General features: G+C 67.7%; 25 protein-coding genes. 18 read left to right on the top strand and 7 right to left on the bottom strand.

From position 1 onward, the window contains the following. From M7H45_RS11315 to M7H45_RS11295, 5 genes are all read left to right on the top strand, one after another. A partial coding sequence (locus tag M7H45_RS11315; RefSeq protein ID WP_298217001.1) for a proton-conducting transporter membrane subunit occupies nt 1-1069 on the top strand: 1069 nt, incomplete at its 5' end. 1 nt (nt 1070) lies between these two features. Continuing rightward, nucleotides 1071-2033, top strand: a complete 963-nt coding sequence (locus M7H45_RS11310; RefSeq protein WP_298216999.1) for a respiratory chain complex I subunit 1 family protein — start codon at nt 1071-1073, stop codon at nt 2031-2033. Then, entirely contained in the window at nt 2030-2689 is a 660-nt protein-coding gene (locus M7H45_RS11305) for a hydrogenase-4 component E (protein ID WP_298216997.1), read from the top strand. The genes M7H45_RS11310 and M7H45_RS11305 overlap by 4 nt, the downstream gene beginning before the upstream one ends. Beyond that, a complete protein-coding gene (locus M7H45_RS11300; protein WP_298216995.1) occupies nt 2686-4137 on the top strand; it encodes a proton-conducting transporter membrane subunit in 1452 nt (483 codons plus the stop codon). The genes M7H45_RS11305 and M7H45_RS11300 overlap by 4 nt, the downstream gene beginning before the upstream one ends. Beyond that, nucleotides 4134-5501, top strand: coding sequence for a nickel-dependent hydrogenase large subunit (locus M7H45_RS11295; RefSeq protein ID WP_298216993.1), 1368 nt, complete (start codon nt 4134-4136; stop codon nt 5499-5501). Before M7H45_RS11300 ends, M7H45_RS11295 begins: the two co-directional genes overlap by 4 nt. A gap of 22 nt (nt 5502-5523) precedes the next feature. On the opposite strand, the gene M7H45_RS11290 is transcribed toward M7H45_RS11295, so the two are convergent. The 4 genes from M7H45_RS11290 to M7H45_RS11275 are packed head-to-tail and all read right to left on the bottom strand — an operon-like array spanning nt 5524 to nt 10186. Then, nucleotides 5524-6609 (bottom strand): BMP family ABC transporter substrate-binding protein, encoded by a 1086-nt coding sequence (locus M7H45_RS11290; protein WP_298216991.1) that lies wholly within the window; start codon nt 6607-6609, stop codon nt 5524-5526. A gap of 25 nt (nt 6610-6634) precedes the next feature. Then, entirely contained in the window at nt 6635-7561 is a 927-nt protein-coding gene (locus tag M7H45_RS11285; RefSeq protein WP_298216989.1) for an ABC transporter permease, read from the bottom strand. Further along, nucleotides 7558-8634 (bottom strand): ABC transporter permease, encoded by a 1077-nt coding sequence (locus tag M7H45_RS11280; RefSeq protein ID WP_298216987.1) that lies wholly within the window; start codon nt 8632-8634, stop codon nt 7558-7560. Before M7H45_RS11280 ends, M7H45_RS11285 begins: the two co-directional genes overlap by 4 nt. Then, entirely contained in the window at nt 8618-10186 is a 1569-nt protein-coding gene (locus M7H45_RS11275; RefSeq protein ID WP_298216986.1) for an ABC transporter ATP-binding protein, read from the bottom strand. The genes M7H45_RS11280 and M7H45_RS11275 overlap by 17 nt, the downstream gene beginning before the upstream one ends. Nucleotides 10187-10459: 273 nt before the next feature. Here M7H45_RS11275 and M7H45_RS11270 point away from each other — a divergent pair, with 273 nt between their 5' ends. The 13 genes from M7H45_RS11270 (at nt 10460) to M7H45_RS11210 (ending at nt 24295) form a co-directional block, all read left to right on the top strand. Beyond that, nucleotides 10460-11167, top strand: coding sequence for a CoA transferase subunit A (locus M7H45_RS11270; RefSeq protein WP_298216985.1), 708 nt, complete (start codon nt 10460-10462; stop codon nt 11165-11167). Nucleotide 11168: 1 nt separating this feature from the next. Beyond that, nucleotides 11169-11807, top strand: a complete 639-nt coding sequence (locus tag M7H45_RS11265) for a CoA transferase subunit B (RefSeq protein ID WP_298216984.1) — start codon at nt 11169-11171, stop codon at nt 11805-11807. A 155-nt stretch (nt 11808-11962) separates the two neighbouring features. Beyond that, on the top strand, nt 11963-12982 hold the full coding sequence (gene ilvC, locus M7H45_RS11260) for a ketol-acid reductoisomerase (RefSeq protein ID WP_298216982.1): 1020 nt from the start codon (nt 11963-11965) through the stop codon (nt 12980-12982). After that, nucleotides 12940-13398, top strand: coding sequence for a DUF1489 family protein (locus tag M7H45_RS11255; RefSeq protein ID WP_298216979.1), 459 nt, complete (start codon nt 12940-12942; stop codon nt 13396-13398). The genes ilvC and M7H45_RS11255 overlap by 43 nt, the downstream gene beginning before the upstream one ends. A 76-nt stretch (nt 13399-13474) precedes the next feature. Further along, entirely contained in the window at nt 13475-14431 is a 957-nt protein-coding gene (gene fabD, locus M7H45_RS11250; protein ID WP_298216977.1) for an ACP S-malonyltransferase, read from the top strand. Further along, entirely contained in the window at nt 14431-15168 is a 738-nt protein-coding gene (gene fabG, locus M7H45_RS11245; RefSeq protein ID WP_298216975.1) for a 3-oxoacyl-[acyl-carrier-protein] reductase, read from the top strand. Before fabD ends, fabG begins: the two co-directional genes overlap by 1 nt. A 121-nt stretch (nt 15169-15289) precedes the next feature. Continuing rightward, nucleotides 15290-15529, top strand: a complete 240-nt coding sequence (locus tag M7H45_RS11240) for an acyl carrier protein (RefSeq protein WP_298216974.1) — start codon at nt 15290-15292, stop codon at nt 15527-15529. Nucleotides 15530-15573: 44 nt separating this feature from the next. After that, complete coding sequence (gene fabF / locus M7H45_RS11235; RefSeq protein ID WP_298216972.1) at nt 15574-16836, top strand: beta-ketoacyl-ACP synthase II; 1263 nt, start codon at nt 15574-15576, stop codon at nt 16834-16836. A 6-nt stretch (nt 16837-16842) separates the two neighbouring features. After that, nucleotides 16843-17808, top strand: coding sequence for an endolytic transglycosylase MltG (gene mltG, locus M7H45_RS11230; protein WP_298216970.1), 966 nt, complete (start codon nt 16843-16845; stop codon nt 17806-17808). Nucleotides 17809-17878: 70 nt separating this feature from the next. After that, nucleotides 17879-21328 carry a response regulator gene (locus tag M7H45_RS11225; RefSeq protein ID WP_298216969.1) on the top strand — a complete coding sequence of 1150 codons (3450 nt, stop codon included), beginning with the start codon at nt 17879-17881 and terminating at the stop codon, nt 21326-21328. Further along, nucleotides 21325-22161 (top strand): protein-glutamate O-methyltransferase CheR, encoded by an 837-nt coding sequence (locus M7H45_RS11220; protein WP_298216968.1) that lies wholly within the window; start codon nt 21325-21327, stop codon nt 22159-22161. Before M7H45_RS11225 ends, M7H45_RS11220 begins: the two co-directional genes overlap by 4 nt. Further along, nucleotides 22158-22724, top strand: coding sequence for a chemotaxis protein CheB (locus M7H45_RS11215; RefSeq protein WP_298216967.1), 567 nt, complete (start codon nt 22158-22160; stop codon nt 22722-22724). Before M7H45_RS11220 ends, M7H45_RS11215 begins: the two co-directional genes overlap by 4 nt. Nucleotides 22725-22735: 11 nt before the next feature. After that, a complete protein-coding gene (locus M7H45_RS11210) occupies nt 22736-24295 on the top strand; it encodes a response regulator (protein ID WP_298216966.1) in 1560 nt (519 codons plus the stop codon). On the opposite strand, the gene M7H45_RS11205 is transcribed toward M7H45_RS11210, so the two are convergent. The 3 genes from M7H45_RS11205 to M7H45_RS11195 all read right to left on the bottom strand — a co-directional run. Then, nucleotides 24292-24792: an RNA pyrophosphohydrolase gene (locus M7H45_RS11205; RefSeq protein ID WP_298216964.1), complete on the bottom strand. Its 501-nt coding sequence runs from the start codon at nt 24790-24792 to the stop codon at nt 24292-24294. The genes M7H45_RS11210 and M7H45_RS11205 overlap by 4 nt on opposite strands. Beyond that, nucleotides 24789-26159 (bottom strand): S41 family peptidase, encoded by a 1371-nt coding sequence (locus M7H45_RS11200; RefSeq protein ID WP_298216962.1) that lies wholly within the window; start codon nt 26157-26159, stop codon nt 24789-24791. Before M7H45_RS11200 ends, M7H45_RS11205 begins: the two co-directional genes overlap by 4 nt. 66 nt (nt 26160-26225) lie before the next feature. Next, nucleotides 26226-26667 (bottom strand): murein hydrolase activator EnvC (locus M7H45_RS11195; RefSeq protein WP_298216960.1); only part of this gene is annotated, 442 nt, incomplete at its 5' end.

Here is a 26667-nt window from a genome sequence, read left to right as displayed (position 1 = left end):
GATGCTGGAAGTGGAGATGAAGACCATGCTGGCCTGCTCCACGGTGGAACATGCCGGGCTCATCGCCGTGGGGCTCGGCATCGCTTTGCGCGCGAAAGCCATGGGCGATGCCGAGTTGGCCGGGCTGGGTCTCCAGGCGGCGCTGTTCTGCGCCATCGCGCACGGGCTGTTCAAGCCGCTGCTGTTTCTGGGCGCGGGCGAAGTTAAACATTCGGTCGGCACCACCTCGCTCAACTGGCTGGGCGGGTTGATGCGCGGAATGCCGCGTCTGGGCGGGCTGATGCTGCTGGGCGCGGCGGGGATGGCGGCCCTGCCGCCGGGGCCGGGATTCGCCCCGGAATATCTGCTCTGGCACGCGGTGATCGCGGCGGCGGCGCAGGGCGGGGGGATTCTCTCGCGGCTCGGCTTTTCGGCGTTGCTGGCCATTCTCGGCCTGGGCGCGGCCCTGGCCCTGGCGGCGGCGGTGCGGCTCATCGGCATGGGGTTTCTCGGCCGGCCGCGCAGCCTGCACGCGGCGGCGGCGGAGGATGCGCGGCGCGGACCTTCTCTCGCCATGGCGTTGCTGGCGACGCTCATGCTGCCGGTGGCGCTGCTGCCCGGCCTGATGCTGGGGCTGATGACCCCGGCGATCCGCCTGCTCGCCCCGCAGGCGCAAACCCCGCCGCTCACCTACGCGCCGCTGACCCTGCTGCTGCTGGCCCTGCTGGCGGCGCTGGCCCTGGGCTTCGCGCAGACGCGCTGGGGCGTGCGCGGCCTGCGCGAGACGCCGGGCTGGAATGGCGGGTTCGGCCGCCCGCCGGCCTGGCTGCCCTTTGGCGACCCCCATACCCAGCCGAGCGCCACGGGCTTTGCCGAGCCGGTGGCGCGGGTGCTGGGCCGGGGCGTGCTGGGGGCGGGGCTGGGCGACCCGGCGGAGCGCTTTCTTCTCGCGCCGCTGGCGCGGCTCCAGCTGCGCGGCGTGCGGCTGGCCGAGCGCGTGCGCCGCGCCACCATCCGCGAGCGCCTGGCCTTCATCTTCGCCGCCCTGGTGCTGTTTCTCCTGGCGCTGGGGCTGGGGGAGGGTGGCTGAGATGCTGGGCGTGCTCCTCGCTCTCCTCGCCACGCTGCTGCATGCGGGGCTGTGCCTGGCGGGCGCGCCGCTGCTGGCCGGGTTCGTCAATCAAGGCCGGGCGCGGCTGCTGGGCCGGCGCGGCCCGCCGCTGCTCCAGCCTTACCGCGACCTCGCCCGGCGGTTGCGCAAAACCGCCCTGCTGCCGGATACGGCGACGGAATGCTTCCCCTTCTGGCCGCTGGCCGCCTGCCTCGCCCTGGCGGTGGCGGTGCTGCTGATCCCTGGCTTCTGCACCGGCCTGCTCACCGCCCCCGCCGCCGATTACGTCACCATCATCGGCTTGTTCGCCCTGGCGCGGGCCGCCACCATGCTCGGCGGGCTGGAGACCGGCGCCGGATTCGGCGGGGCCGGGGCGGCGCGCGACGCGCTGTTCGGCCTGTTCGCGGAGGGCGCGCTCCTGGTGCTGCTGCTCGCCTTCGCCCTGCTGGCGGGCACGACGAACGTGGACGGCATCGCCGTGATCTTCCCCGCCGCCCATATCGGCATTTCCGTTTCGCTCGGCTTCGCTCTCGCCGCCATGCTCGCCGTGGCGCTGACCGAGAGCGGGCGCATCCCCGCCGACAACCCCGCCGGGCATCTCGAACTCGCCATGGTGCATGAGGCGATGCTTCTCGAATATTCCGGGCGGCTGCTGGCCCTGGCGGAATACGCGGCGATGCTGCGCCTGCTCGCCTGGATGAACCTGATCGGCGCCATTTTCCTGCCCTTCGGCATGGCGCGGGCGGGGGCTCTGCTCTCCTGGCCGGGCGGGCTGCTGCTCTGGGCGGGCAAGCTCGTCCTCATGGCCGCCGCGCTCTGCTTGTTCGAGGTCTCGCGCGCCAAGATGCGCGTCTTCCGCGTGCCGGAATTTCTCGGCGCGGCGCTGCTGCTCGGCATGCTGGCCAGCGTGTTTCTCTTCGTCGCGGCGAGGATCGGCCCGTGAGCCTCACCTTTTCCCTCGCCCATCTGCTGGGCGGCGTCATCCTGCTCTGCGGCTTTCTCCAGCTCTCCCAGCGGCGGCTGGCGGCGATGATCACCCTCTACCAGACCGAGGCGCTGGTGCTGGCCGCCGCCGCCTTCTGGCAGGGTTACGCGCAGGGCGCGGTCGATCTCTATTTCACCGGCCTCATCACCCTTGCCCTCAAGGGCGTGCTGCTGCCCTGGGGGCTGCGCGAGATCGTGCTGCGCTTCAACATGGTCCGCGCCGTGGAGACCGCCTTGCCGATGGCGCTTTCCATGATCCTCGGCCTGGCGCTGATCGGCATCGCCGTGCTGGTGGTGCTGCCGACGACGGCGAGCGCTCTCTCCCTCACCCGCGAGGATGCGGCCATCGCCCTCTCGGTGGTGTTGCTCGGCCTGCTGCTGATGATCGTCCGCCGCAACGCCCTGGCCCAGCTCATCGGCTTTCTCTCCATGGAGAACGGCCTCGTGCTGGCGGCGATCGGCATGCCGGGCATGCCCTTCGTCGCGGAATTCTCGGTGGCGCTGCTGGTGCTGCTCGCCTTTCTCGTCGTCGGCGTGTTCCTCTTCCGCCTGCGCGAGCATTTCGACACGCTCGATCTCTCCGGGCTCGAGGAAATCGAAAGGCGGGGGCGGTGAATTTCGCCCTCTCCGCCATCGCGCTGCCTTTGCTGGCGGCGCTGGGGCTGGGGCTGGCGGGCACGCCGCGCCAGGGCGCTCTCGCCAATGCGGGGGTGTGCGCGGCGCTGCTGGCGCTCACGCTCGGCGTGTTCTGGCATGGCGGCGGCGGGCTGGTGGCGGCGGACCGGCTGGCGGCGCTGTTCGGGGTGCTCACCGGGCTGGCCGGCCTTACCGCCGCGCTGGTCAATATCGGCTATGTCACGGCGGAGGCGGCGCGCATGCCCCCGCGCCGCTGGCGGCTCTACCACGCCTTGTTCCAGATCGTGCTGGGGGCGGCGCTGCTCGGCCTCTACGCGGATAATGCCGGGCTGCTCTGGGCGGCGCTGGAGGCCGGAACCATCGCCATGACTTTGGGGGTGAGCCTCTACCGCACGCCGCGCGGGCTGGAGGCGGCCTGGAAATATTTCATCCTCGGCGGGGTGGGGATCGGCCTCGCCCTGTTCGGCACCATGCTGGTCTATCTCGCCGCCCAGCCCGCTTTGGGTCCCGGCTTTGCCGCCATGAGCTTCGCCGCCCTCTCCGCCCACGCCGCCGCCATGGATGGCGCGCTGCTCACCCTCGCCTTCGTGTTCATCCTCTTCGGCTACGGCACCAAGGCGGCGCTGGTGCCGCTGCATGGCTGGCTGCCGGACGCCTACGCGGAAGGCCCGGCCCCGCTGACCACGGCGCTCTCCGGCCCGCTCATCAACGTCGCGCTGCTCGCCATCCTCCGCTTCCGCCACCTCATGCAGGCCAATGCCGCCGCCGGGGGCAAGGCGATGGAGCCCGGCGCCTTTCTCGTCACGCTGGGCCTCGCCTCGCTGTTTCTCGCCGCCTTCTCCTTTCTGCGGCGGCGGGATGCGCGGCGGTTTTTCGGCTTCTCCTCCATCGAGCATTCCGGCCTCGCCGTCTTCGCCTTCGGCATTGGCGGCCCGGCGGCGATTTTCGGCGGCATTCTCCATATGGCGCTGCACACGCTGCTCAAATCCGGGTTGTTCCTGGCGCTGATCCGCGCCGCCAGCCTGCGCGGCTCCGCCGCCCCCGGCCAGTACGGCTTCTCGCATTTGCGCGGGCTGGCCCATGCCAGCCCCTATACCGGGTGGCTGCTGGGGGGCTGCGTCTTCGCCCTGGCGGGTCTGCCGCCCTCCGGCCTGTTCGTGAGCGAGTTCATCATCGTCAGCCAGACCATCCAGCGCGCCCCCGCTCTTTCCTTGCCGCTGGGGCTGGGGATGCTGCTCTGCGCCGTGGCGGTGCTGCGCCATGTCGGACCGCTGCTCTTCGCCCGGCTGCCTCAGGAAAAGCCCAAACCCGCCGGGCGGGCGATGCATCTGGTGGCCCTGCATCTGGGGCTGATGGTTCTGCTCGCCTTCGCCATGCCCGCGCCCCTGGTGCTGCTGCTCTCCCAGGCGGCGGAGGCGCTGCGATGAACTTGCTGACCCCGGAGGAATGGGCGGCGCGGACCGGCGATTTCATCGCCCTCTGGACCGATGCCGCCCATGCCTACGCGCTTTACGAGCCGGGGGAGCTGGTGGCGGTGGAATTGCGGGAGGGTAGCTACCCCGCCCTCGCGCATCCCGGCGCCAACTGGTTTCAGCGCCTGGCCCGCGATCTGAGCGGCCATGTGGCCGCGGGGTTCGCAGACCCGCGCCGGGCGGTGGAGCATTGCCGCGAGCCGGATGGCCGCGCCGAATGGCCGAGCTTTCCCTTGCCGGAGGTAGAAGGCGCGCATCAGGTCGCGGTCGGGCCGGTTCATGCCGGGATCATCGAACCCGGCCATTTCCGCTTCTCGGTCATCGGGGAGCGGGTGCTGAGCCTCCAGGCCCGGCTGGGCTACGCCCATAAGGGCACTCTGAGGCTGATGCGGGGCAAATCCCCGCGCCAGGCGGCGCGTTACGCGGCGCGCATCTCGGGCGATGCGACGGTGGCGCACGCCATCGCCTTCGCCCGCGCGGCGGAGGCGGCGCTCGCCTTCCGCGCCCCGGAGCGGGCGGAGTATTTGCGGGCGCTGATGGCGGAGACCGAGCGTCTCGCCAACCATGCCGGCGATATCGGCGCCATCGCCGGGGATGCCGGCTTCGCCTTTCTGGAGGCGCGCTTCGCCCTGGCGCGCGAGCGGTTCTGCGCCGCCGCCCACGCGGCGTTCGGCCACCGGCTGATGATGGATCTGGTGGTGCCGGGCGGCGTGGCGGGAGATCTGGCGCCGGAGGGGGCGGCGGCCATCACCGCCGCGCTGGACGCGCTGGAGCAGGAATTGCCGGGCCTCAGGCGCGTCTTCGAGGATTATGCCAGCCTGCAGGACCGGCTGGTGGGCACGGGGGTGATCCCGCCCGGCCTCGCCGCCGCCTATAATGCCGGCGGCTATGTGGGCCGCGCCTCCGGCCGGCGCGCCGATGCGCGGCTGAGCCCGGGCTACCCGCCCTATGAGGGGCTGGGCCTCGCCGTGCCGGTGGCGCGGGAGGGCGACGTGGCGGCGCGGGTGAACATTAGGCTGGAGGAGATTCCGGAGAGCATCCGGCTCATCCGCCAGATGCTGGCGGCGCTGCCGCCGGGGCCGGTGGCGGTGGCTCCGCCCGCCGCGAGCGGCATGGGGCTGGGTGTGGCCGAGAGTTTCCGCGGCCCCGTCTGGCATTGGTTGAATTTGGATAACGGCCAGATCCGCGACGCCTTCGCCGCCGATGCCAGCGCCCTGCATTGGCCGCTGCTGGAGCACGCCGCCACCACCGCGATTCTCGCCGATTTCCCGCTGATCAACAAATCGGTCAACGGGTCCTATTCCGGCGTGGATCTATAAACCGCGCGCCGGATGAGACGGCTCAGCCCAGCTTGCCCTCGATGCCGTTTACCAGCGTTTGCAGCCCCGATAAGGTCGTGTCGTCCATGGTCTGCCCCGCCGGCAGGAACACCTTGCCGGTCTGGTCGGTGAGCGGGCCGGTGAAGACCTTGTTCTTGCCCGCCGAGATATCCGCCACGGACTGCTGCGCCGCCTGGGCGATGGGCTCCGGCATGTTGCGGAACGGCGCCATTTGCAGCATGCCGTCGGCGAAGCCGCCCCAGGTATTGGTGCTGGTCCAGCTGCCCGCCAGCACATCCTTGATGCGCTGGGTGTAGTAATCGCCCCAATGGTTGATGTCGGCGGTGAGCTGGTCGTGCGGGGCGAATTTGATCATGTCCGTCGCCTCGCCAAAGGCGGGGATGTTGCGGCTGGCCGCCACCTGGAGCGGGGCCGGGCTGTCCGTGTGCTGGGTGAGAACGTCGCAGCCCTGGTCGATCAGCGCCTTGGCCGCGTCGCCCTCCTTGCCGGGGTCGTACCAGCTATTGACCATGATGAATTTGAGCCGGGCCTTGGGGTTGACGCTCTGCATGCCCAGCATCACCGCGTCCATGCCCTGCACCACCTCCGGCACCGGCACGGAGGCGACATAGCCGATGGTGCCGGTTTTGGAGAGATGCCCGGCGATAACGCCCTGGACGAAGCGGCCCTGATAATAGCGGATGTTGTAGAGGGCGAGGTTCTTGGCCTGCTTATAGCCGGTGCAATGCTCGAATTTCACCTCCGGATGCTGGGCGGCGACCCGCACCATGTAATTCATGTAGCCGAAGGAGGTGCCGAAGATCAGCTTGTGGCCGGAGGCGACCATGCTCTCGAACACGGCCTGGCAGGCGGGGGATTCGTCCACATTATCCACATAGGAGGTTTGCACCGCCGAACCCAGGGCCGCCTGGGCCTGCTTGCGCCCCATCTCGTGCTGGTAGCTCCAGCCGAAATCGCCCACCGGGCCGACATAGACGAAGCCGACCTTGAGCGGCGCGTCCGCGCGGGCGGCGCGCATGATGCCGGGGGCGGCGAGGGCGGAGGCCCCGAGCAGGCCGGTGAAGCTGCGGCGTTTCAAGGATGACATCGGGAGGGCTCCTTTTGGTTACGGGTCAGGCGATGGCGTGGAAATATTTGCCGAGGCAGGCGGGCTGGTTGAGGCGGATGCGCCGGGCGTCGCGCGAGATGAGGACCAGCACCACCACCGTGGCGGCGTAGGGCAAAGCCGAGATCAAGGGCGAGGGCACCGAGAAGCCCATCCCCTGCAAATAAAGCGCGAGGAAGGTGATGCCGCCGAACAGATACGCCCCCACCAGCAGCCAGACCGGCCGCCAGGTGGAAAACACGACCAGGGCGAGGGCGATCCAGCCGCGCCCGGCGGTGAGGTCCTGCGACCAGAGCGGCGAATAGAACAAAGAGAGATAGGCGCCGGCGATGCCCGCCATGGCGCCGCCGAACGCCACCGCGGCATAGCGGATGCGGATGACGGGGTAGCCCATGGCATGGGCGGCGTCGTGATTATCGCCGATGGCGCGCAGGATGAGCCCGGCATGGGTGCGGTTGAGAAACCAGGCGATGAGCGCGACCATAACGAAAGAGAAATAAATGAGGATGTTCTGGTTGAACAGCACCGGTCCCAGAAGGGGAATCCGGCTAAGCAGGGGCAGCGCGATGGGGTGCAGCACCGGCCCGGCGATGCCGACATAACCCGCCCCCAGCAGGGCGGCGAAGCCCTTGCCGAAGATGGTGAGGGCGAGGCCGCAAGCGACCTGGTTGGCCAGCAGCGACAGGCTCAGCGCCGCGAAGATCATGGCTAGGGCCACCCCCGCCAGCGCCGCCGCGCCGATGCCGAGCAGGGCGCTGCCGGTTTGGTGCGCCGTGGCGAAGCCCGCGATGGCGCCGACCAGCATCATCCCCTCCACGCCGAGATTGAGCACGCCGGATTTCTCCGCCACCAGCTCGCCGGAGGCGGCGAGCAGCAGCGGGGTGGAGGCGGCGACGATGGAGATGGCGAAGCTGGTGATATAGGCGGCGCTCATGCGGCGGCCTCCGGGGCGGGGCGCGCCCGCCGCAGCCGGTGCAGGATCAGCACATCCGCCCCCAGCAGGTAGAAGAGCAGCACGCCCTGGAAGATACCTGTCACCGCGTTGGGCAGGTTGAGATTGATCTGGGCGGCGTCGCCGCCGAGATAGGAGAGGGCGAGCAGCAGCCCGGCGAAGATGACCCCAACCGGGTGCAGCCGGCCGAGAAAGGCGACGATGACGGCGGTGAAGCCATAGCCCGGCGTTATGGTGGCGGTGAGCTGGCCGATGGGACCCGTGACCTCGAAAAAACCCGCCAGCCCGGCCAGCCCGCCGCTCATCAGCAGGGCGAACCAGGTGAGGCGGGCATTGGAAAAGCCCGCGAAACGCGCGGCGCGCGGCGCCTGGCCGATGACGCGCAGCTGGAAGCCGAGCACCGAGCGGCCCAGCACCTGCCACAGCGCCAGCGCCAGCAGCGGCGCCAGCACACAGCCGAGATGGATGGTGGTGCCGCCGAAGCTGGGCGTGGTGACGCCGGGGCCGAACATCGCCGATTGGGGAAAGCCGAACCCGGCCGGGTCCCGCCAGGGGCCGGTGACCAGCCAGACGAGGATGAGCTGGGCGATATAGACCAGCATCAGCGAGGTGAGGATTTCATTGGCGTTGAATTTGAGCCGCAGCCAGGCGACCAGCCCGGCCCAGCCCATGCCGCCCAATATGCCGAGCGCCGCCACCAGCGGGTAGGCCCACCAGAAGGCCGCGTTGGGCAGCGCCAGCGCCGCGCCCCCCCCGGCCAGCGCCCCCATGATGAACTGGCCGTCCCCGCCGATATTCCAGACATTGGCGCGGTAGCACAAGGCGAGCCCCGCGCCGATCATCACCAGCGGCGCCGCCCGCACCAACAGGGAGGAAAGCCCGGACAAGGTGCTGACCGGCGCGATGAGAAAGGTCTCCACGCCCTTGACCGGCGGCGCGCCCAGCGCCGCGAAGATCAGCATCATGGTGAGGATGGTGAGCAGGATCGCCAGCACCGGCGAGCCATAGGCCCAGAACAGCGAGCGCTCGCCGCGCGGCTCAAGCCGGTAGAGCATGCGCGGCATCCTGTTGCGCCTCCGGCGCGCCGCCCATCAGCAGGCCGATCGTCTCCAGGCTCGCCTCCTGCACCGGCATGGCGGGGGAGAGCCGCCCCGCCGCGATGACAGCGATGCGGTCGCAGAGCAGCAGGATCTCGTCGAGATCCTGGGAGATCAGGACGATGGCGGTGCCGGTGGCGGCGAGCCGGGCCAGCGCCTCGTAAATCGCCGCGGCCGCGCCGGCATCCACCCCCCAGGTGGGCTGGGAGATCACCAGCACGCCCGGTTTCTGCAGCACCTCCCGCCCCACCAGGAATTTCTGAAGATTGCCGCCGGAGAGCGAGCGCGCCTCCGCCTGCGGGCCGGTGGCGCGCACGTCGAAGGCGTGGATGACCCGGGCGGCGAACTCCCGCGTGCGGCGGGCGTTGATGAGGCCGAAGCGTTGCAGCGCGCCGCGCACATGGGCGGAGAGAAATCCGTTCTCGGCCAGGGTCATCGGCCCGACCGCGCCATGGCCGTTGCGCTCCTCCGGCAGGAAGCAGCCGCCGCGCCGCCGCCGCGCCGCCGGCCGCTCCAGCCCCACGGGCGCGCCATCCAGCAGGATGTTGGCGGGCGAGCCGGCGGGAGTCTCGCCGGAGAGCGCGTCCATCAGCTCGCTCTGGCCATTGCCGGCGATGCCGGCGATGCCGAAGATCTCGCCCCCCGCCACCGAGAAGGAGATATCCTTCAGATCCGTGCCGAAAGGCTGGCTGGAGCGGATGGTCAGCCGGTTCACCACCAGGCGGGGCGGCCCCGCCGGGGCGGGCTTGGCGTTGTGGTCCGGCTCCTTGAGCTTGGCGGCGATCATCAGCTCCGCCAGCTCCCGCGCGGATTTTTCGGCCGGCGCGCATTGGGCCACCACCCGGCCGAGCCGCATGATGGTGGCGGTCTCGCACAAGGCGCGGACCTCCTCCAGCTTGTGGCTGATGTAGAGAATGGAGCAGCCCTCCGCGCGCAGCCGCCGCAGCGTGACGAAGAGCTTTTGCGCCTCCTGGGGGGTGAGCACGCTGGTCGGCTCGTCCATGATCAGCAGCTTGGGGTTTTGCAGCAGGCAGCGCACGATCTCGATGCGCTGGCGCTCCCCCACCGAGAGGTCGTGCACCGTGCGCTCAGGCGCCAGGGGCAGGCCATAGCGGGCGGAGATCTCGGCGATGCGCCGCTCCAGCCCCTCCCGCTGCCGGGCGCTGTTGAGGCCGAGCGCCACGTTCTCCGCCACCGTCAGCGCCTCGAACAGCGAGAAATGCTGGAACACCATGCCGATGCCGAGCGCGCGCGCCTGGGCCGGGCTGGCGATGACGGCCGGCTGGCCGTTCCAGAGAATGCGCCCGGCATCCGGCTTCATCACCCCGTAGATGATCTTGACCAGCGTGCTCTTGCCCGCGCCGTTCTCGCCGAGCAAGGCGTGGATCTCGCCCTTGCGGATGGTCAGGTCGACATGGTCATTGGCCAGACAGCCGGGAAATTGCTTGACGATGCCCCGCAATTCGAGAAGAGGCGCGTCGGGACCCGGCTTATCCAACTCTGCGTCCATACACTCTCCGGTTTCGCGTCGGGGCACTGCTGCTCTGCACAATGCCTAGCCAGAGCCGGGCGCTCCTGCAATAGATTTGACATGCTTGCCGAAGAAAAAGCCGGTTTCAGGGCGGGGCGCGGCCCCGGCCCGCGGGGTTTTGTTGAACGACGCGCCATGGCCCCGCCGCCCGGCGGCGGATATTGACCGGGCCGGAGCGGTGCTTTTTATTGAGCGCGGCCGCCTGCGCATTTCACGGCGATGCGGCCCATCACGGCGAGGGCGCAAGCAGACATGAAAAAAATATACCCATCCCCGCAAGCCGCGCTGGACGGCGTGCTCTCGGACGGCATGACCATTCTCTCCGGCGGGTTCGGCCTCGTCGGCATCCCCGAGAGCCTGATTTTGGCGATCCGCGATTCGGGGGTGAAAAACCTCACCATCGTCTCCAACAATGCCGGGGCGGATGGGCATGGGCTCTGGCTGCTGCTGGAGAGCCGCCAGACCCGCAAGATGATCGCCTCCTATGTCGGCGAGAACAAGCTTTTCGAGCAGCAATATCTCTCCGGCGAGCTGGAGCTGGAGCTGAACCCGCAGGGCACGCTGGCCGAGCGCATCCGCGCCGCGGGTGCCGGCATTCCCGCCTTCTACACCCCCACCGGGGTCGGCACGGTGGTGGCGGAGGGCAAGCCGGTCGAGGAATTCGAGGGCAAGACCTATTTGCGCGAGACCTGGCTGAAGGGCGATCTTGCCATCATCAAGGCGTGGAAGGGCGACGAGGCGGGGAATCTCGTCTATCGCAAGACAGCGCGCAACTTCAACCCGGTGATGGCGACGGCGGCGAAGGTGACCATCGCCGAGGTGGAGGAGATCGTCCCCGTCGGCGCGCTCGACCCCGACCAGATCCACACGCCTGGCATCTATGTGGACCGGCTGATCAAATGCACCGTCAACGAGAAGCATGTCGAGAAATTGACCACACGCAAGAGGGAGGCCGGCTGAGATGCCCTGGACCCGCGATGAGATGGCGGCCCGCGCCGCCAAGGAGCTGAAGGACGGTTTCTACGTCAATCTCGGCATTGGCATTCCCACCCTGGTGGCGAATTACATTCCCGAGGGGATGGACGTGACCCTGCAAAGCGAGAACGGGATGCTGGGCATCGGCCCGTTCCCCTACCCGGACGAGGTGGACCCCGACCTCATCAACGCCGGCAAGCAGACGGTGACGGAACTGCCCGGCACCAGCTATTTCTCTTCCGCCGACAGCTTCGCGATGATTCGCGGCGGCCATATCAACATGGCGATTCTGGGCGCCATGGAGGTCTCGGCCAAGGGCGATATCGCCAACTGGACCATCCCCGGCAAGATGCTGAAGGGCATGGGCGGGGCGATGGACCTCGTCGCCGGGGTGAGGCGCGTGGTGGTGCTGATGGAGCATACGTCCAAGGATGGCGAGCCGAAGATCAAGGAAGCCTGCGGTTTGCCCCTGACCGGGGTGGGCGTGGTGGATCTGATCATCACCGATCTCTGCGTCTTTACCTGCGACAAGGAGAAAGGGGGCCTGACCCTGTTGGAGCTGGCGCCGGGGGTGACGGCGGAGGATGTGAAGGCCAAGACCGCCGCGCCGGTAAAGACGAAGTAAGCGCATCGCCCGCCCGCCGCCAGGGTCCGCGCAACGATATTGCGCGGCGCGGGGATGTTTCATGCCAAACCCGTGCTGCGCGCGGGTGACAGCGCGGGCGAAACGCAGTACGCAGCGCCGGCGTTTTGAAGAAAGCAGACAGGGAATTATAGCCAATGCGCGTTTATTACGACCGGGATGCCGACGTTAACCTGATCAAGAGCAAAAAGGTCGCCATCATCGGCTATGGCAGCCAGGGCCATGCCCATGCGCTGAACCTCAAGGATTCGGGCGTGAAGGAGCTGGTGATCGGCCTGCGCCCCGGCTCCGCCGCCGCGCCCAAGGCCGAGGCCGCCGGGCTGAAGGTGATGACCCCCGCCGAGGCCGCGAAATGGGCCGATGTGGTGATGGTGCTCACCCCGGATGAGGGGCAGGCGGATCTTTATTACCAGGATCTCCAGGCCAATCTGCGCGAGGGCGCGGCCCTGGCCTTCGCCCATGGCCTCAACGTGCATTTCAACCTGATCGAGCCGCGCAAGGATATCGACGTGTTCATGGTCGCGCCCAAGGGGCCCGGCCATACCGTGCGCAGCGAGTATCAGCGCGGCGGCGGCGTGCCCTGTCTGGTGGCGGTGGCGCAGAACCATAGCGGCAACGCGCTGGAGATCGGCCTCTCCTATGCCTCCGCCATTGGCGGCGGCAAGGGCGGCATCATCGAGACCAGCTTCAAGGAGGAGTGCGAGACCGATCTGTTCGGCGAGCAGACGGTGCTGTGCGGCGGCCTGGTCGAGCTGATCAAGGCCGGGTTCGAGACGCTGGTGGAGGCGGGCTACGCGCCGGAGATGGCCTATTTCGAGTGCCTGCACGAGGTGAAGCTGATCGTCGATCTCATCTATGAGGGCGGGATCGCCAACATGAACTACTCGATCTCCAATACCGCGGAATATGGCGAGTATGTCACCGGCCCGCGCATCATCACCGCCCAGACCAAGGCCGAGATGAAGAAGGTGCTGGAGGATATCCAAACCGGCCGCTTCACCCGCGACTGGATGCTGGAGAACAAGGTGCATCAGAGCAGTTTCAAGGCCATTCGCCGCCGCAACGCCGCGCATCCCATCGAGGAGGTGGGGGCCAAGCTGCGGGGGATGATGCCATGGATCTCCAAGAACGCCCTGGTGGACAAGGCGAAGAACTGATCCACCTCGTAAAATTAGCCGTGGGGGCGAAGGATGTTTCGCAGCTAACGGCCTGGCAGAAACAAAGGGCGGCAGAGATGCCGCCCTTGCGTCATTTGACGCGCAATTTCCCCAAGCGCGCGGCGGAGCTGACCGATGGCGGCTCGCTCTATTGGGTGGTCGGCGGGGTGGTGCTGGTGCGCCAGAGGGTGCTGGAGGTCCGCCAGGACCAGGAGCCGGATGGCAGCGCCTGCGCTGCATTGGTGCTGGACCCTGAACTGGTGCGGGTGGAGGGACGGCCGATGCGCGCCTTTCAAGGCTGGCGCTATCTGGACCCGAAAGACGCGCCGCCCGACCTGGACGCCGCCGGGCAAGCGGCGGCGGAGACCATGCCCGAATCCCTGCGCCGGGAATTGGCGTTGCTCGGGCTATTATAAAAAAGATGTTCACTTCAAGAATTTTGCGGCGCGCCGGAGCCATGCTAGGTGCGCCCCAGCATAAGGAGACCCATTCATGGCGGTGAACGCCCTTATTTTTCCCGGCCAGGGGAGCCAGGCGGTTGGCATGGGGCGGGATCTGGCCGCCGCCTTCGCGCCGGCCCGGCAGGTGTTCGAGGAAATGGACGAGGTGCTCAAGCAGAAGCTCTCGAAGCTGATGTTCGAGGGACCCGCCGACGAGCTGACCCTCACCGAGAACGCCCAGCCCGCGCTGATGGCCGTCTCCCTGGCGGTGCTGCGGGTGTTGCAACGCGAGGGCGGGCTTGATCTGAGCGGAAAAATAGCTTTGGCCGCCGGGCACAGCCTGGGCGAATATAGCGCGCTGGCGGCGGCGGATTCCTTTTCCCTGGCGGATACGGCGCGGCTGCTCAAACTGCGCGGCCAGGCGATGCAGAAGGCGGTGCCGCCGGGGCAGGGCGCCATGGCGGCGCTGCTGGGGGTGGAGCTGGAGGCGGCGCGCGAGATCTGCGCCGAGGCCGAGGCCGGGCCGGAGGGGCGCGAGGTGGTGGCGGCCGCCAACGATAATGGCGGTGGCCAGGTGGTGATTTCCGGCCATAAGGCGGCGGTGGAGCGCGCCATAGAGATCGCCAAGGGCAGGGGGGTGAAGCGGGCGATGCTGCTGCCGGTCTCCGCCCCCTTCCATTGCGCGCTGATGGCCCCGGCCGCGGATGCGATGGCCGAGGCGCTCGCCGCGACTCCGCCGCATGCGCCGGTCGTTCCCATCATCGCCAACGTGACCGCCGCCAAGGCGACCGCGCCCAACGAGATCCGCGATTTGCTCGTGCAGCAGGTCACCGCCACGGTGCGCTGGCGCGAGAGCGTTGAGGAGATGGCGGCGCTGGGGGTGACGCATTTTTATGAGCTGGGCGCGGGCAAGGTGCTCACCGGGTTGATCAAGCGCATCGCCCCCGAGGCGAGCGCCACGCCGGTCGGCAGCCCCGCCGAGATCGAAGCCGTGCTGAAGGTGTTGTGATGTTCGACCTGACGGGCAAGACCGCCCTTGTCACCGGCGCTTCCGGCGGGATCGGCGCCGAGATCGCCCGCGCCCTGCACGGCCAGGGGGCGGAGGTGGCGCTCTCCGGCACGCGGCGCGAGGCGCTGGAGGCGCTGGCGGCCGGGCTGGGCGGGCGCGCGCATGTGCTCCCCGCCGATCTCTCCCTGCCGGAGGAGGCGGCCCGGCTGATCGAGGCGGCCGAATCCGCCATGGGCAAGGTGGATATTCTCGTCAACAATGCCGGGCTGACCAAGGACGGGCTGGCCATGCGCATGAGCGACGCGGATTGGGAAAAGGTGCTGAATGTCGATCTCTCGGCGCCGTTCCGGCTGATCCGGGCGGCGCTGAAATTCATGCTCCGCCGCAAATCCGGGCGGATCATCAATATCGGCTCCATCGTCGGCGCCACCGGCAATCCCGGCCAGGCCAATTATTGCGCCGCCAAGGCCGGGCTCGCGGGCCTCACCAAATCCCTGGCGCAAGAGGTCGCCTCGCGCGGGATCACGGTCAATCTGGTCGCCCCTGGCTTCATCGAGACGCCGATGACCGACGCCCTCACCGAGGCGCAGCGCGGCGCGCTGGCGGCGCGCATCCCGCTCGGGCGGCTGGGCGCGCCCGGAGATGTCGCGGCGGCGGTCGCCTATCTCGCCTCCCCCGGCGCGGGCTGGGTCACCGGGGCGACGCTGCATGTCAATGGCGGCATGGCGATGATGTGACCCGGCTTGGCGGCGCGGGAAAAACCATGCTAAGCGCCGCCGAGTGTGATGTATTCAATCCATCCGTCCCCGCGCGGCCGGCCGCGCCGGGCACTACACAACAGCAGGAAAGTGAATTCAAATGAGCGAAGTCGCCGACAAGGTTAAAAAAATTGTTGTCGAGCATCTCGGTGTGGAAGAGACGAAGGTAACCCCCGAGGCCTCCTTCATCGACGATCTCGGCGCCGACTCCCTTGACACGGTCGAGCTGGTGATGGCCTTCGAGGAAGCCTTCGGCGTGGAGATCCCCGAGGACGCGGCCGAGCAGATCACCACCGTTAAGGACGCCATCGACTATATCGAGAAGCAGAAGGCCGAATAAGGCCCGCTTTCGCCAGGAATCCAAAGAGCGTCCAAGGAGTTCGCATGCGTCGTGTTGTCGTGACCGGAATGGGGATCGTCTGCCCCCTGGGGGTGGGGGTCGAACATGTCTGGAAGAGGCTGATCAACGGCGAATCCGGGATCACGGCCATTCAGAGCTTCGACACCACGGAATTGGCGGCGAAGATCGCGGGGCAGGTCCCGGCGGGGCTGGCGGCCGAGGGCGGACTCGATTTGGCGGAGTGGATTCCGCCCAAGGAAATCAAGAAGATGGACCGCTTCATCCATCTCGGCATGGCGGCGGCGGCGCAGGCGCTGGCCGATTCCGGCTTCGTGCCCGAGACGGAGGAGGAGAAATGCGCGGCCGGGGTGATGATCGGCTCCGGCATTGGCGGGTTGCAGACAATCTACGAGACCTCCGTGATGGTGCATGAGGGGCGCGCCAAGCGCGTCTCCCCCTTCTTCATTCCGGCGGCGCTGATCAACCTGATCTCGGGCCAGGTCTCGATCCGGTACGGGTTGAAGGGTCCCAACCATTCGGTGGTGACGGCCTGCGCCACCGGCGTGCACGCCATCGGCGACGCCTCCCGCCTCATCGCCTTTGGCGATGCGGATGTGATGGTGGCGGGCGGCGCGGAGGCGACGGTCAACGCGCTCGGCATCGCTGGGTTCTGCGCGGCCCGTGCGCTCTCCACCGGCTTCAACGACCGGCCGCCCGAGGCCTCCCGCCCCTGGGACAAGGACCGTGACGGCTTCGTGATGGGCGAGGGCGCCGGCGTGGTGGTGCTGGAGGAATACGAGCACGCCCGCAAGCGCGGCGCCAAGATCTATGCCGAGGTGAGCGGCTACGGCATGTCCGGCGACGCCCACCACATCACCGCGCCGGCGGAGCATCACGAGGGCGCCTTGCGCGCCATGAGGGCGGCGTTCAAGAATGGCGGCCTCGCGCCCGCGGACGTGCAGTATATCAACGCCCATGGCACCTCGACCCCGCTGGGCGACGATCTGGAGCTGGAAGCGGTGGAAACCCTGCTCGGCGATCACGCCCGCCATGTTGCCATGTCCTCCACCAAATCCTCCATCGGTCATCTCCTCGGCGCGGCGGGGGCGGTGGAGACGATCTTTTCCATCCTCGCCATCCGCGACAATGTCGCCCCGCCCACGCTTAACCTGCACGAGCCGAGCCGCGAATCGGTGGTGGACCGGGTGCCGCTTATGGCGCAGGAGCGCAAGATCGACGTGGCGCTGTCCAATTCCTTCGGCTTTGGCGGCACCAACGCCTCCATCATCTTCAAGCGGGTCGCCTGAGCCGAATTGCGCTGGCGCGGCCGTATCCTTCTTTTTCTGCTCGTGTTGCTGGCGGTGTTCAACGCCGGGCGGATGGCGGTGCATGAGACCTATCAAGGGCCGGGGGCGGGAAAGACCAGCAAGATCGTCGTCATTCCACCCGGCGGCACCGCCGGGGTGGCGGAAACCCTGGCCAGAGCCGGGGTCATCGAACATCCGCTGGCCTTTCGCGCCGCCGCCTGGCTGACCCGCCAGGCCGGACCGCTGCGCGCGGGCGAGTATCTCTTTCCCGCCCATGCCAGCCTCGCGCAAATTCTCGGCATATTGCGCCACGGGGCGGAGGTGCAGCACCAGGCCACCATCCCGGAAGGGCTGACGGGGGTGCAGATCGCCGCCATTCTCAACGCCCTGCCGGCGGCCACCGGCCAGGTGGCGCCGCCGCCGGAGGGCAGCGTCTGGCCCCAGACCTATAATTATGTGTGGCACACGGACCGCGCCGCCTTGCTGGCCCGCATGCAGGCGGCGGAACGCGCGGCGCTGGAAATGGCCTGGGCCGGGCGCGACCCCGCCGTGCCGCTTGCCTCGCCCCGGGACGCGGTGATTCTCGCCTCCATCGTCCAGCAGGAAACGCCGCTGCCCGCCGAGATGCCCGTCATCGCGGCGGTGTATGAGAACCGGCTCAAGGCCGGGATGAGGCTGCAAGCCGACCCGACGGTGATCTACGCGGTCACCCAGGGGCGGCAATCCGGCGGTGTCACTCTCAGCAAGGCGGATCTGGCCCTCGCCTCTCCCTATAATACTTATCAGGCCAAGGGCCTGCCGCCTGGCCCCATCTGCGCGCCGGGCGCGGCGGCGCTGACGGCGGTGCTGCACCCGGCCCGGAGCGACGCGCTCTATTTCGTCGCCAAGGGGGACGGCACGCATGAATCCGCCTTCTCGCGTTTCTTTAAGGATCAGCTGGGGAATATCGAGCGGTTTCGCGCCCGCCATTGAGCCTGCCAGGAAGCGTTGCGCTTTTACCAAAGCATGACCATCTAATTCAGGTTTCACAGGGGGAGGCCATATGAAGCGAACGCCGGGCTGGAAGTTGAAGACGCGCGGCGCTGGCCTGGATTTCGCCGTGGTGCTCGGCGTGCTGGGGGCCATGCTGTTTTTCGGGGCCAGCAGCGCGATCGCCTATATCAACATCGAGACCATTCGCAGGGACGAGGCGCTGGTCACCTATTCCCATGAGGTGATGCTGGCCCTTCAAAAAATCTTGGCGACGGTGCAGGACGCGGAGACCGGCCAGCGCGGCTATCTTCTCACCAACAACCCCAATTATCTCGCCCCCTATAACGAGGCGGTGGCCCAATTGCCGGCGCAACTCGCCACGCTGGCGCAGCTGACCGAGGCCGCTCCGGCGGAGCGGGAGCGGCTCGGGCTTTTGGAAAAGGCGGTGGCAACCAAGCTCGCGGAGCTGAAGGAGACGGTGGACCTGCAGAAAGCGGGCAACCCGATGGGAGCGCTCGCCATTGTCAACACCAATCGCGGCAAGGAGGATATGGATGCGGTCCGCGCCCAGCTGAACGCGCTGACGCAGCTGGAGGAGAGCGCGCGGGGGCGGCATCTGGCCGAGGCGGCGAAGGCGAAGAGCCAGGCGCTGGTCAGCAGCGTTTTCACCGGCCTGGTCGGGCTGTTTCTTACCGTCATCGTCGCCTATCTGGTCAATCGCGCCGCCTTCGCGCGGCGGCGGCAGGAATGGTTCCAGACCGGCCAGGTGGGGCTGGAGGCGGTGATGCGCGGCGACCAGCCGGCGGAGATGCTGGGCCGCAACATTCTCGGCTTCATGGCGGAATATCTGGGCAGCGTGGCCGGCGCGCTTTATGTGGCGGAGGCGGGGGCCTTCACCCGGATCGCCACCTATGGCGTGCCGGCCGGGGCGGTGGTGCCCGAGCGGTTTTATCCGGGGGAGGGGTTGCTGGGCGAGGCGGTGGCGGCCAGACGCCGGCTTTTCATCGATGACGTGCCGGAGGGCTATCTCAGCTTCGGCTCCGCGCTGGGGCGCGGCACGCCCCGCCATTTGCTGGTCGTCCCCGGCATGGTGGAGGACGAGGTCAACACCGTGCTGGAACTCGGCTTCATCCATAACCCGGATGAGAACCTCGCCACGTTGCTGGGGCAGATGCTGGCGGCGGTGGCGATGGTGGTGCGCTCGGCCAAATACCGGGACGAGCTGAAGGCGCTGCTGGAGGATACCCAGCGCAAATCCGAGGCGTTGCAGGTCCAGGGCGAGGAATTACGCGTCTCCAACGAAGAGCTGGAGGAACAAAGCCGGGCGCTCAAGGAATCCCAGGCGCGGCTGGAGCAGCAGCAGGCGGAGTTGAACCAGACCAATGCCCAGCTCGAGGAACAGGCGCAGCAATTGGAGACGCAGGGCGATGACCTCGCCAAGGCCAACGCCCTGGTGCAGATGAAAATCAGGGAGCTTGAGCAGGCGAGCCGGTATAAATCCGATTTCCTCGCCAATATGTCCCATGAATTGCGCACGCCGCTCAATTCGCTGCTCATCCTCGCCAAGCTGCTCGGCGACAATGCCGAGGGCAATCTCTCCGACGAGCAGATCAAATACGCGCAAACCATCCAGTCGGCGGGGAACGATCTTCTCGTTCTCATCAATGATATTCTCGATCTTTCCAAGATCGAGGCCGGGCATGTGGACATCGCCGCGGAAAGCGTGCCGCTCCCCCGGCTGGCCGCCAGCCTCGAGCATTTGTTTCTGCCGATCGCGCAAAAGAGGCAATTGGGATTTGAGACCGCGATCGACCCGGAATGCCCGCCAGCGCTGGAGACCGATCCGCAGAAGCTCGAGCAGATTCTCAAAAACCTTCTGTCCAACGCCTTTAAATTCACCGAAGCCGGGCGGGTGAGCCTGACGGTCAAGCGGGCGGCGGGCGGGCGGATCGCCTTCTCGGTGGCCGATACCGGCATCGGTATCCCCGAGGATCAGCAGAAACGGATTTTCGAGGCGTTCCACCAGGCCGATGGCACGATCAGCCGCAGATATGGAGGCACGGGACTCGGGCTTTCGATCTCGCGCGAACTCGCGCGGCTGCTCGGCGGCAGCATCCATCTGCGCAGCCAGCCGGGGACGGGCAGCGTGTTCACCCTCATCCTGCCGGAGGCTTTCGATCCCCGCCTCGTCGCGCCGCGCGATGCCGAGCCCGCCTCCCCGGCGGCGATGGCGCCGCTGCCCGCGCCGCCGGCCGCGCCGCTTGCGCCCATGCCGCTGACTGGGACGGCGGCGCCCGGCATAGAGGATGACCGCGACCGGTTGGAGGATGCGCGGCGGGTGCTGCTCATCGTCGAGGATGACGCCCGTTTCGCCCAGGTGCTGCGCGATCTAGCCCGCGAGGCGGGGTTCAAGGCGCTGCTGGCCTCAACCGCCGAGGAGGCGCTGCAACTCGCCCGGCAATTCATGCCCCACGCCGTCATTCTCGATGTCGGCCTGCCGGACCAGTCCGGTCTCTCGGTTCTGGACCGGCTGAAACGCGACGTGCAGACCCGGCACATTCCCATCCATGTCGTCTCGGCGGCGGATCATGCCCAGACCGCCCTCTCCCTCGGCGCGGTCGGCTATCTGTTGAAGCCGGTGCAGCGCGAGGAATTGACCGAGGCGCTGCGCAAGCTGGAAACCCGGCTGGAGCAACGCATGCACCGCGTGCTCATCGTCGAGGACGACGCGCTGCAACGCGAGGCGGTGAGCCGCCTGCTCGCCGCCCACGACACCGAGACCGTCTCCGCCGGCACCGCCGCGGAATGTCTGGAATTGCTGAAATCCCAGACCTTCGATTGCATGGTGCTTGACCTCTCGCTGCCGGACGCGTCCGGCTACTCGCTGCTGGAAACGCTGAGCCGGGAGGACGCCTATTCCTTCCCGCCGGTCATCGTCTATACCGGGCGGGAGCTGACGGCGGCGGATGAGCAGAAGCTGCGCCGCTATTCCAAATCCATCATCATCAAGGGCGCCAAATCGCCCGAGCGGCTGCTGGACGAGGTGACGCTGTTCCTGCATCAGGTCGTCGCCGAACTGCCGCCGGAACGGCAAAAGATGATCCGCAAGGCACGCAACCGCGACGCTTTGCTCGAAGGCCGGCGCATCCTCATCGTCGAGGACGACATCCGCAATGTCTACGCCCTCACCAATATTCTCGAGCCGCGCGGCGCGGCCATCGAGATCGCCCGCAACGGCCAGGAGGCGCTCGACGCGCTGGCGGCGGCCGGCAAAGGCGAGACGGCGGGGATCGATCTCGTGCTGATGGATGTGATGATGCCGGTGATGGATGGGCTGACCGCCATCCGCGAGATCCGCAAAAACCAGGCATGGAGGAAACTGCCCATCATCGCCCTCACCGCGAAGGCGATGCCCGATGACCAGCAGCGTTGCATCGAGGCGGGAGCCAATGATTACATGGCGAAGCCGCTGGATGTCGAAAAACTGCTCTCCCTCGTGCGGGTCTGGATGCCGCGATGAGCGAGCTCGGCGCGGCCGCGCTGGAGGATATCGAAATCCGGCTGCTGCTGGAGGCGCTCTATTTGCGCTATCATTATGATTTCCGCCATTACGCCCCGGCCTCGCTCAAACGCCGGTTGCGCCTCGCCCGCGACCAGCTTGGCTTCAAAACCATCTCCGCCCTGCAGGAGGGCCTGCTGCATGAGCCGGACATGCTTCCCGTCCTGCTCGGCTACCTGACGGTCCAGGTCAGCGAGATGTTCCGCGACCCGTCTTATTTCAAGGCGATCCGGGAGACGGTGGTGCCGCATCTGCGCACCTATCCCTCGCTGAAATTATGGATCGCCGGTTGCAGCGACGGCGAGGAATTATATTCCTTCGTCATCCTCTTTCGCGAGGAGGGGCTGGAGGAGCGGACCTTGTTCTATGCCACCGATATCAACCAGGAGGCGCTGGCCCGCGCCCAGGCCGGCGTGTTCAGCCTGGAGCGGATGCAGCTCTTCACGGAAAATCACCGCAAATCCGGCGGCAAATCCTCGCTCTCCGATTATTACAGCGCCGCCTATGGCCGGGCCTCCTTCGATAAATCCCTGCGTGAGCGCGTCGTCTTCGCCGATCACAGCCTGGTGACGGACGCGGTTTTCGCGGAGATGCATATGATCTCCTGCCGCAACGTCCTGATTTATTTCGACCGCGAATTGCAGGACCGCGCGGTGGGGCTGTTCAAGGACTCGCTCGCGCGGAAGGGATTTCTTGGCCTGGGCGCCAAGGAAAATTTGCGCTTTTCCCGTCATGCCGGCGCGTTTTCCGATTTCGTCCGCGAGGAAAAAATCTATCAGAGGCGGGCGGAATGAGCGCCGTGCCCCTTGAGGCGGTGGTGATCGGCGCCTCCGCCGGGGCCATGGAGGCACTCTCCGCCCTGCTGCCCGCGCTGCCGCAGAATTTCCGCCTGCCGGTTTTCGTGGTCGTGCATCTGCCTCCCGACCGCAAAAGCCTGTTCGCCGAGATTTTCCAGGCCAAATGCCGCGTGCCGGTGCGCGAGGCGGAGGATAAGGAGCCCATTCGCGCCGGCACGGTGTATTTCGCGCCGCCTAATTATCATTTGCTGATCGAGACGGGCCGTTCCATCGCCCTCTCCAGCGATGAGCCGGTGCTCTATTCCCGCCCCGCCATCGATGTGCTGTTCGAGAGCGCGGCGGATGCCTATGGCCCGGCGCTCGCCGGCATCATCCTCTCGGGCGCCAATGAGGATGGCGCGCGGGGCCTCAAAGCCGTGGCGGCGGCGGGAGGCGTCACCATGATCCAGCGCCCGGACGAGGCGCAGGCGCCGGACATGCCGCTCGCGGCGCTGGCGGCCTGCCCCCAGGCCCATATCCTGCCCGTCGCCGGTATCGCTGCGTTTCTCCAGGCGCTATGATGGAGTTGGCCATGGACCCGGTTCATTTTCTCTTGGTGGACGATCTGGAGGAAAATCTCCTCTCCCTCGAAGCCTTGCTGCGCCGGGACGGGCTGGTCTGCCTCAAGGCGCGCTCCGGCGACGAGGCGCTGGAAATTCTCCTGCGGCGCGATGTCGCGCTTGCCATCGTCGGCGTGCAGATGCCGGGGCTGAACGGGTTCGATCTGGCGGAGCTGATGCGCGGCAATGAGCGCACGCGCCGCATTCCTCTCATCTTCGTCACCGCCGGCACCGCCGACACCCAACGCCGTTTCCGCGGCTATGAGGCGGGGGCGGTGGATTTCATCTACAAGCCGATCGAGGCCGACATCCTGCGCAGCAAGGCGGATGTCTTCTTCGAGCTTTACCGGCAGCGCCAGCAGATCGCCGCGCAGCGGGACGCGCTGGAGGCGCAGGCCGAGGCGCTGCGGCGGGCGGATTTGCGCAAGGACGAGTTTCTCGCCACCCTGGCGCATGAGTTGCGCAACCCGCTGGCGCCCTTGCGCCATGGGCTCGACGTGCTTCTCCACGCGCCGGATGAGGCAAAAGCGGGCGAGGTGCTGGCCATCATGGACCGCCAGCTCGCCCATCTCGTCCGGTTGATCGATGATCTTCTCGATGTTTCGCGCATCAGCCAGGGCAAGATTCTCCTGCGCAAGGAGAGGATGCCGGTGCAGGAGGCCATCGGCGCGGCGCTGGAGACGAGCCGCCCGATGGTCGAGGCCAGCGGTCACTGCCTCAGCGTCGAATTGCCCGACGAAATTTTATGGGTGGAAGCCGATTTGACGCGGCTCGCCCAGGTTATCGGCAATCTTCTCAATAACGCCGCCAAATACACGCCGGAGGGCGGGTGCATCCACCTGGCGGCGCGGGGCGAGGGGGGCGAGGCGGTGATCAGCGTCGCGGATAACGGCATCGGCATTCCGGCACACCGGCTGGGAGATGTGTTCGATCTCTTTTCCCAGCTGGACCAGCAGGGCGGCCGCGCGGGGGGCGGGCTGGGCATCGGTCTCGCCCTGGTGCGCCGGCTGATGGCCTTGCATGGCGGCAGCGTCATGGTGAAGAGCGACGGCGTGGGCGAGGGAAGCGTGTTCACCGTACGGATGCCGCTCGCCCAGCCGCCCGCCACGTTGCCCGCCCAGCCGCCCGCCGCGAGCGAGGCTCCCGCCGCCGCGCCCCTGCGGGTGCTGGTGATCGACGATTCCCAGGATGTCGCCCAGACCATCGGCTGGATGCTGGAGGAGATGGGGCACGATTACCGCCTGCTGCATGACGGGCGCGAGGCGCTGGACGCCGCGCGCGCCTACCAGCCGGACGCGATTTTGCTGGATATCGGCATGCCGGGCATGAACGGCTACGAGGTCTGCCGCATGCTGCGGCGCGATGAGCGGCTTGGCTCGGTGCCGATCATCGCCCAGACCGGATGGGGCCAGGAGAAGGACAAGGCCAGCGCCGCCGAGGCGGGGTTCGATCATCATCTGGTGAAACCGGTCGGCTTCCGGGCGCTGGAGGCGCTGCTCGCCAGCCTGGCCGTGCCGGATGCGCGGGTTTAGGGAGTAATGATTGCCGGCCGGGCGTAGGAGGCGAAATCCCGCGCCAGCCTTTCGTAAATATCCCGTTTGAAGGGCACGGCGAGGGCGGGCAGCTCGGCCAGCTCCACCCAGCGCCAGGCGTCGAATTCCGGGTGGCCGTCGGCCTCGAGATCGATATCCGCATCCGCGCCGGTAAAGCGCAGCGCATACCATTTCTGTTTCTGGCCACGATATTGCCCCCGCCAGGCCACGCCCAGGAGTTCCGGCGGCAGATCGTATGACAGCCAGTCCGGATGCTCGGCGATGATCTCGGCCTTGTCCGTGCCGATCTCCTCTTTTAATTCCCGCAGCACGGCGGCGCGCAAATCCTCGCCCTCATCCACCCCGCCCTGCGGCAATTGCCAGGCATCTGGAAACCCCTTGCGGCGGCCCACGAAAACCCGCCCCTCCGGCGAGAACAGCACCGCCCCGACATTCAGACGGTAGGGCAGGGCGGTGTAATCCGCCGCCTGGCTCAATGGGCCGCCACCGCGGTGACCGGCTTCATATCCGCGACGAGCTTGAGCGCCATCTGCAATTGGAAGTCCGTGGCGGGGTTGGTGGGGTCGAAGGCGGGCCAGCCCTGGGGCGGCTTGGCGGGGATGCTCGCCGCCACCGGCGGCAGCGGCGGGGCGGGCGGCAGCGGCGGCGCGCTCTGCTGGGTGGGGTTGGTGAAGCTGTGAAGCAGATCCGTCTCCCGCAGCTGGGAGAAGCTGTCCTCCGGCGTGGCGCTGTCGGCCACGGTGATGTCGGGCGTCACCCCGTAATCCTGGATGGAGCGCCCGGAGGGCGTGAAATACAGCGCGGTGGTCAGGCGCAGCGCGCCCTGGTTGTCGATGGGGATGATGGTCTGCACCGAGCCCTTGCCGAAGGTCTTGGTGCCCAGCACCAGAGCGCGGCGGTTTTGTTGCAGCGCGGCGGTGACGATCTCCGCCGCCGAGGCGGTGCCGGCATTGGTGAGCACGACGATCGGCGCGCCATGGGTGATGTCGGTGCCCTGGGCGTACCACACCTGGTCGTCCTCGGGATGACGGCCATGGGTGGAGACGATCTCGCCGCTGGTGAGGAAATCATCGCTCACCGCCACCGCCTGGTCGAGCAGCCCGCCGGGATTGTCGCGCAGATCGAGGATATAGCCGTGCAGCGGGCCGTGGGCCTGGCGGGTGAGGGATTTGACCGCGTCGCGGATGTGCTGGTCGGCGGGTTCGTCGAAACTGTCCAGCCGGATATAGCCGACGGGCCCGGCCGCGGTGGTGACCAGCCGGCTCTTCACGTCATCCACCTTGATGATCTCGCGGGTCAGCGTCACCCGCACCGGGGTATTGATGCCGTTGCGCTTCAGCGTCAGCGTCACCTTGGTGCCGGGCGCGCCGCGCATCTGCGCCACCGCGTCATCCAGGGTGAGTCCGTCCGTGGCGTGGCCGTTGATCTCGACGATGATATCGCCGGGGCGGATGCCCGCCCGCGCTCCCGGCGTGCCGTCTATGGGCGTGATGATTTTCAACAGCCCGCTGACCTGCGTCACTTCCAGACCCAGCCCGCCGAATTGCCCGGAGGTCTGCGCCTGCATATCCGCGTATTGCTGGGCGTTCATGTAGCTGGAATGGGGGTCGAGCCCGGAGAGCATGCCGTTGGCGGCGTCATACACCAGTTTGGTGCTGGGCGGGTCGATGACGTAATTCTGCTTCACCTGGGAAAAAATGTCCCCGAACAGGGAAAGCTGCTGATAGGTGTTTTCACCCGGGGCCGTGTCCCCCAGGGCGCGCGCCAAGGGTTGCGTGAGCGAACCGGCGGTGAGACCAGCCACGAAAATTCCGCCGAGCAACAAGCCGCCACGCAAACGCATACATGAATTCCTCTTGACTAGGGGGGCGCGCCGCCCCGGCTCTCATTAGAGAACATCCTGGCCGGTTTATCCAGAGCGCCCCGGAAGGGCGGGGCTGGATTTAAGCCAGGAGGTGGGATCGACCGGCTGGCCGCCCCGCCGCAGCTCGACATAGAGCCGGGGCTGGCGGGCGGGCGCGGCGGGGTCGAACGCCTGCATCCGTCCCACCGGCTGGCCATGCGTCACGGGCTGGCCCTGCGAGACGTCGAGCCGGCTCATCCCGGCGAGAACGGTGGAAAGCCCGCCCCCGCAATCGGCGATCACCACCTCGCCATAGCCGTTGAGCGGCCCGGCATAGAGGATGGTGCCGCCGCACGGGCTGGTGACGGTGGCTCCCGGCGCGGCGGCGTAGAAGACGCCATTGGCCGGGCCGGCGGGGGTGGCGGCGCCATAGGCGATGACGATCTGCCCCGCCACCGGCGCGCCCGCGCCGCCAGGGGGCGCCGGCGGCGCGGGGGTATGGCGCGGG

This window comes from Acidocella sp. (assembly GCF_027352905.1).
Taxonomy (GTDB): domain Bacteria; phylum Pseudomonadota; class Alphaproteobacteria; order Acetobacterales; family Acetobacteraceae; genus Acidocella.
Note: the sequence above shows the minus strand (reverse complement) of the source record. Positions and strands in the feature narration are given on the sequence as shown.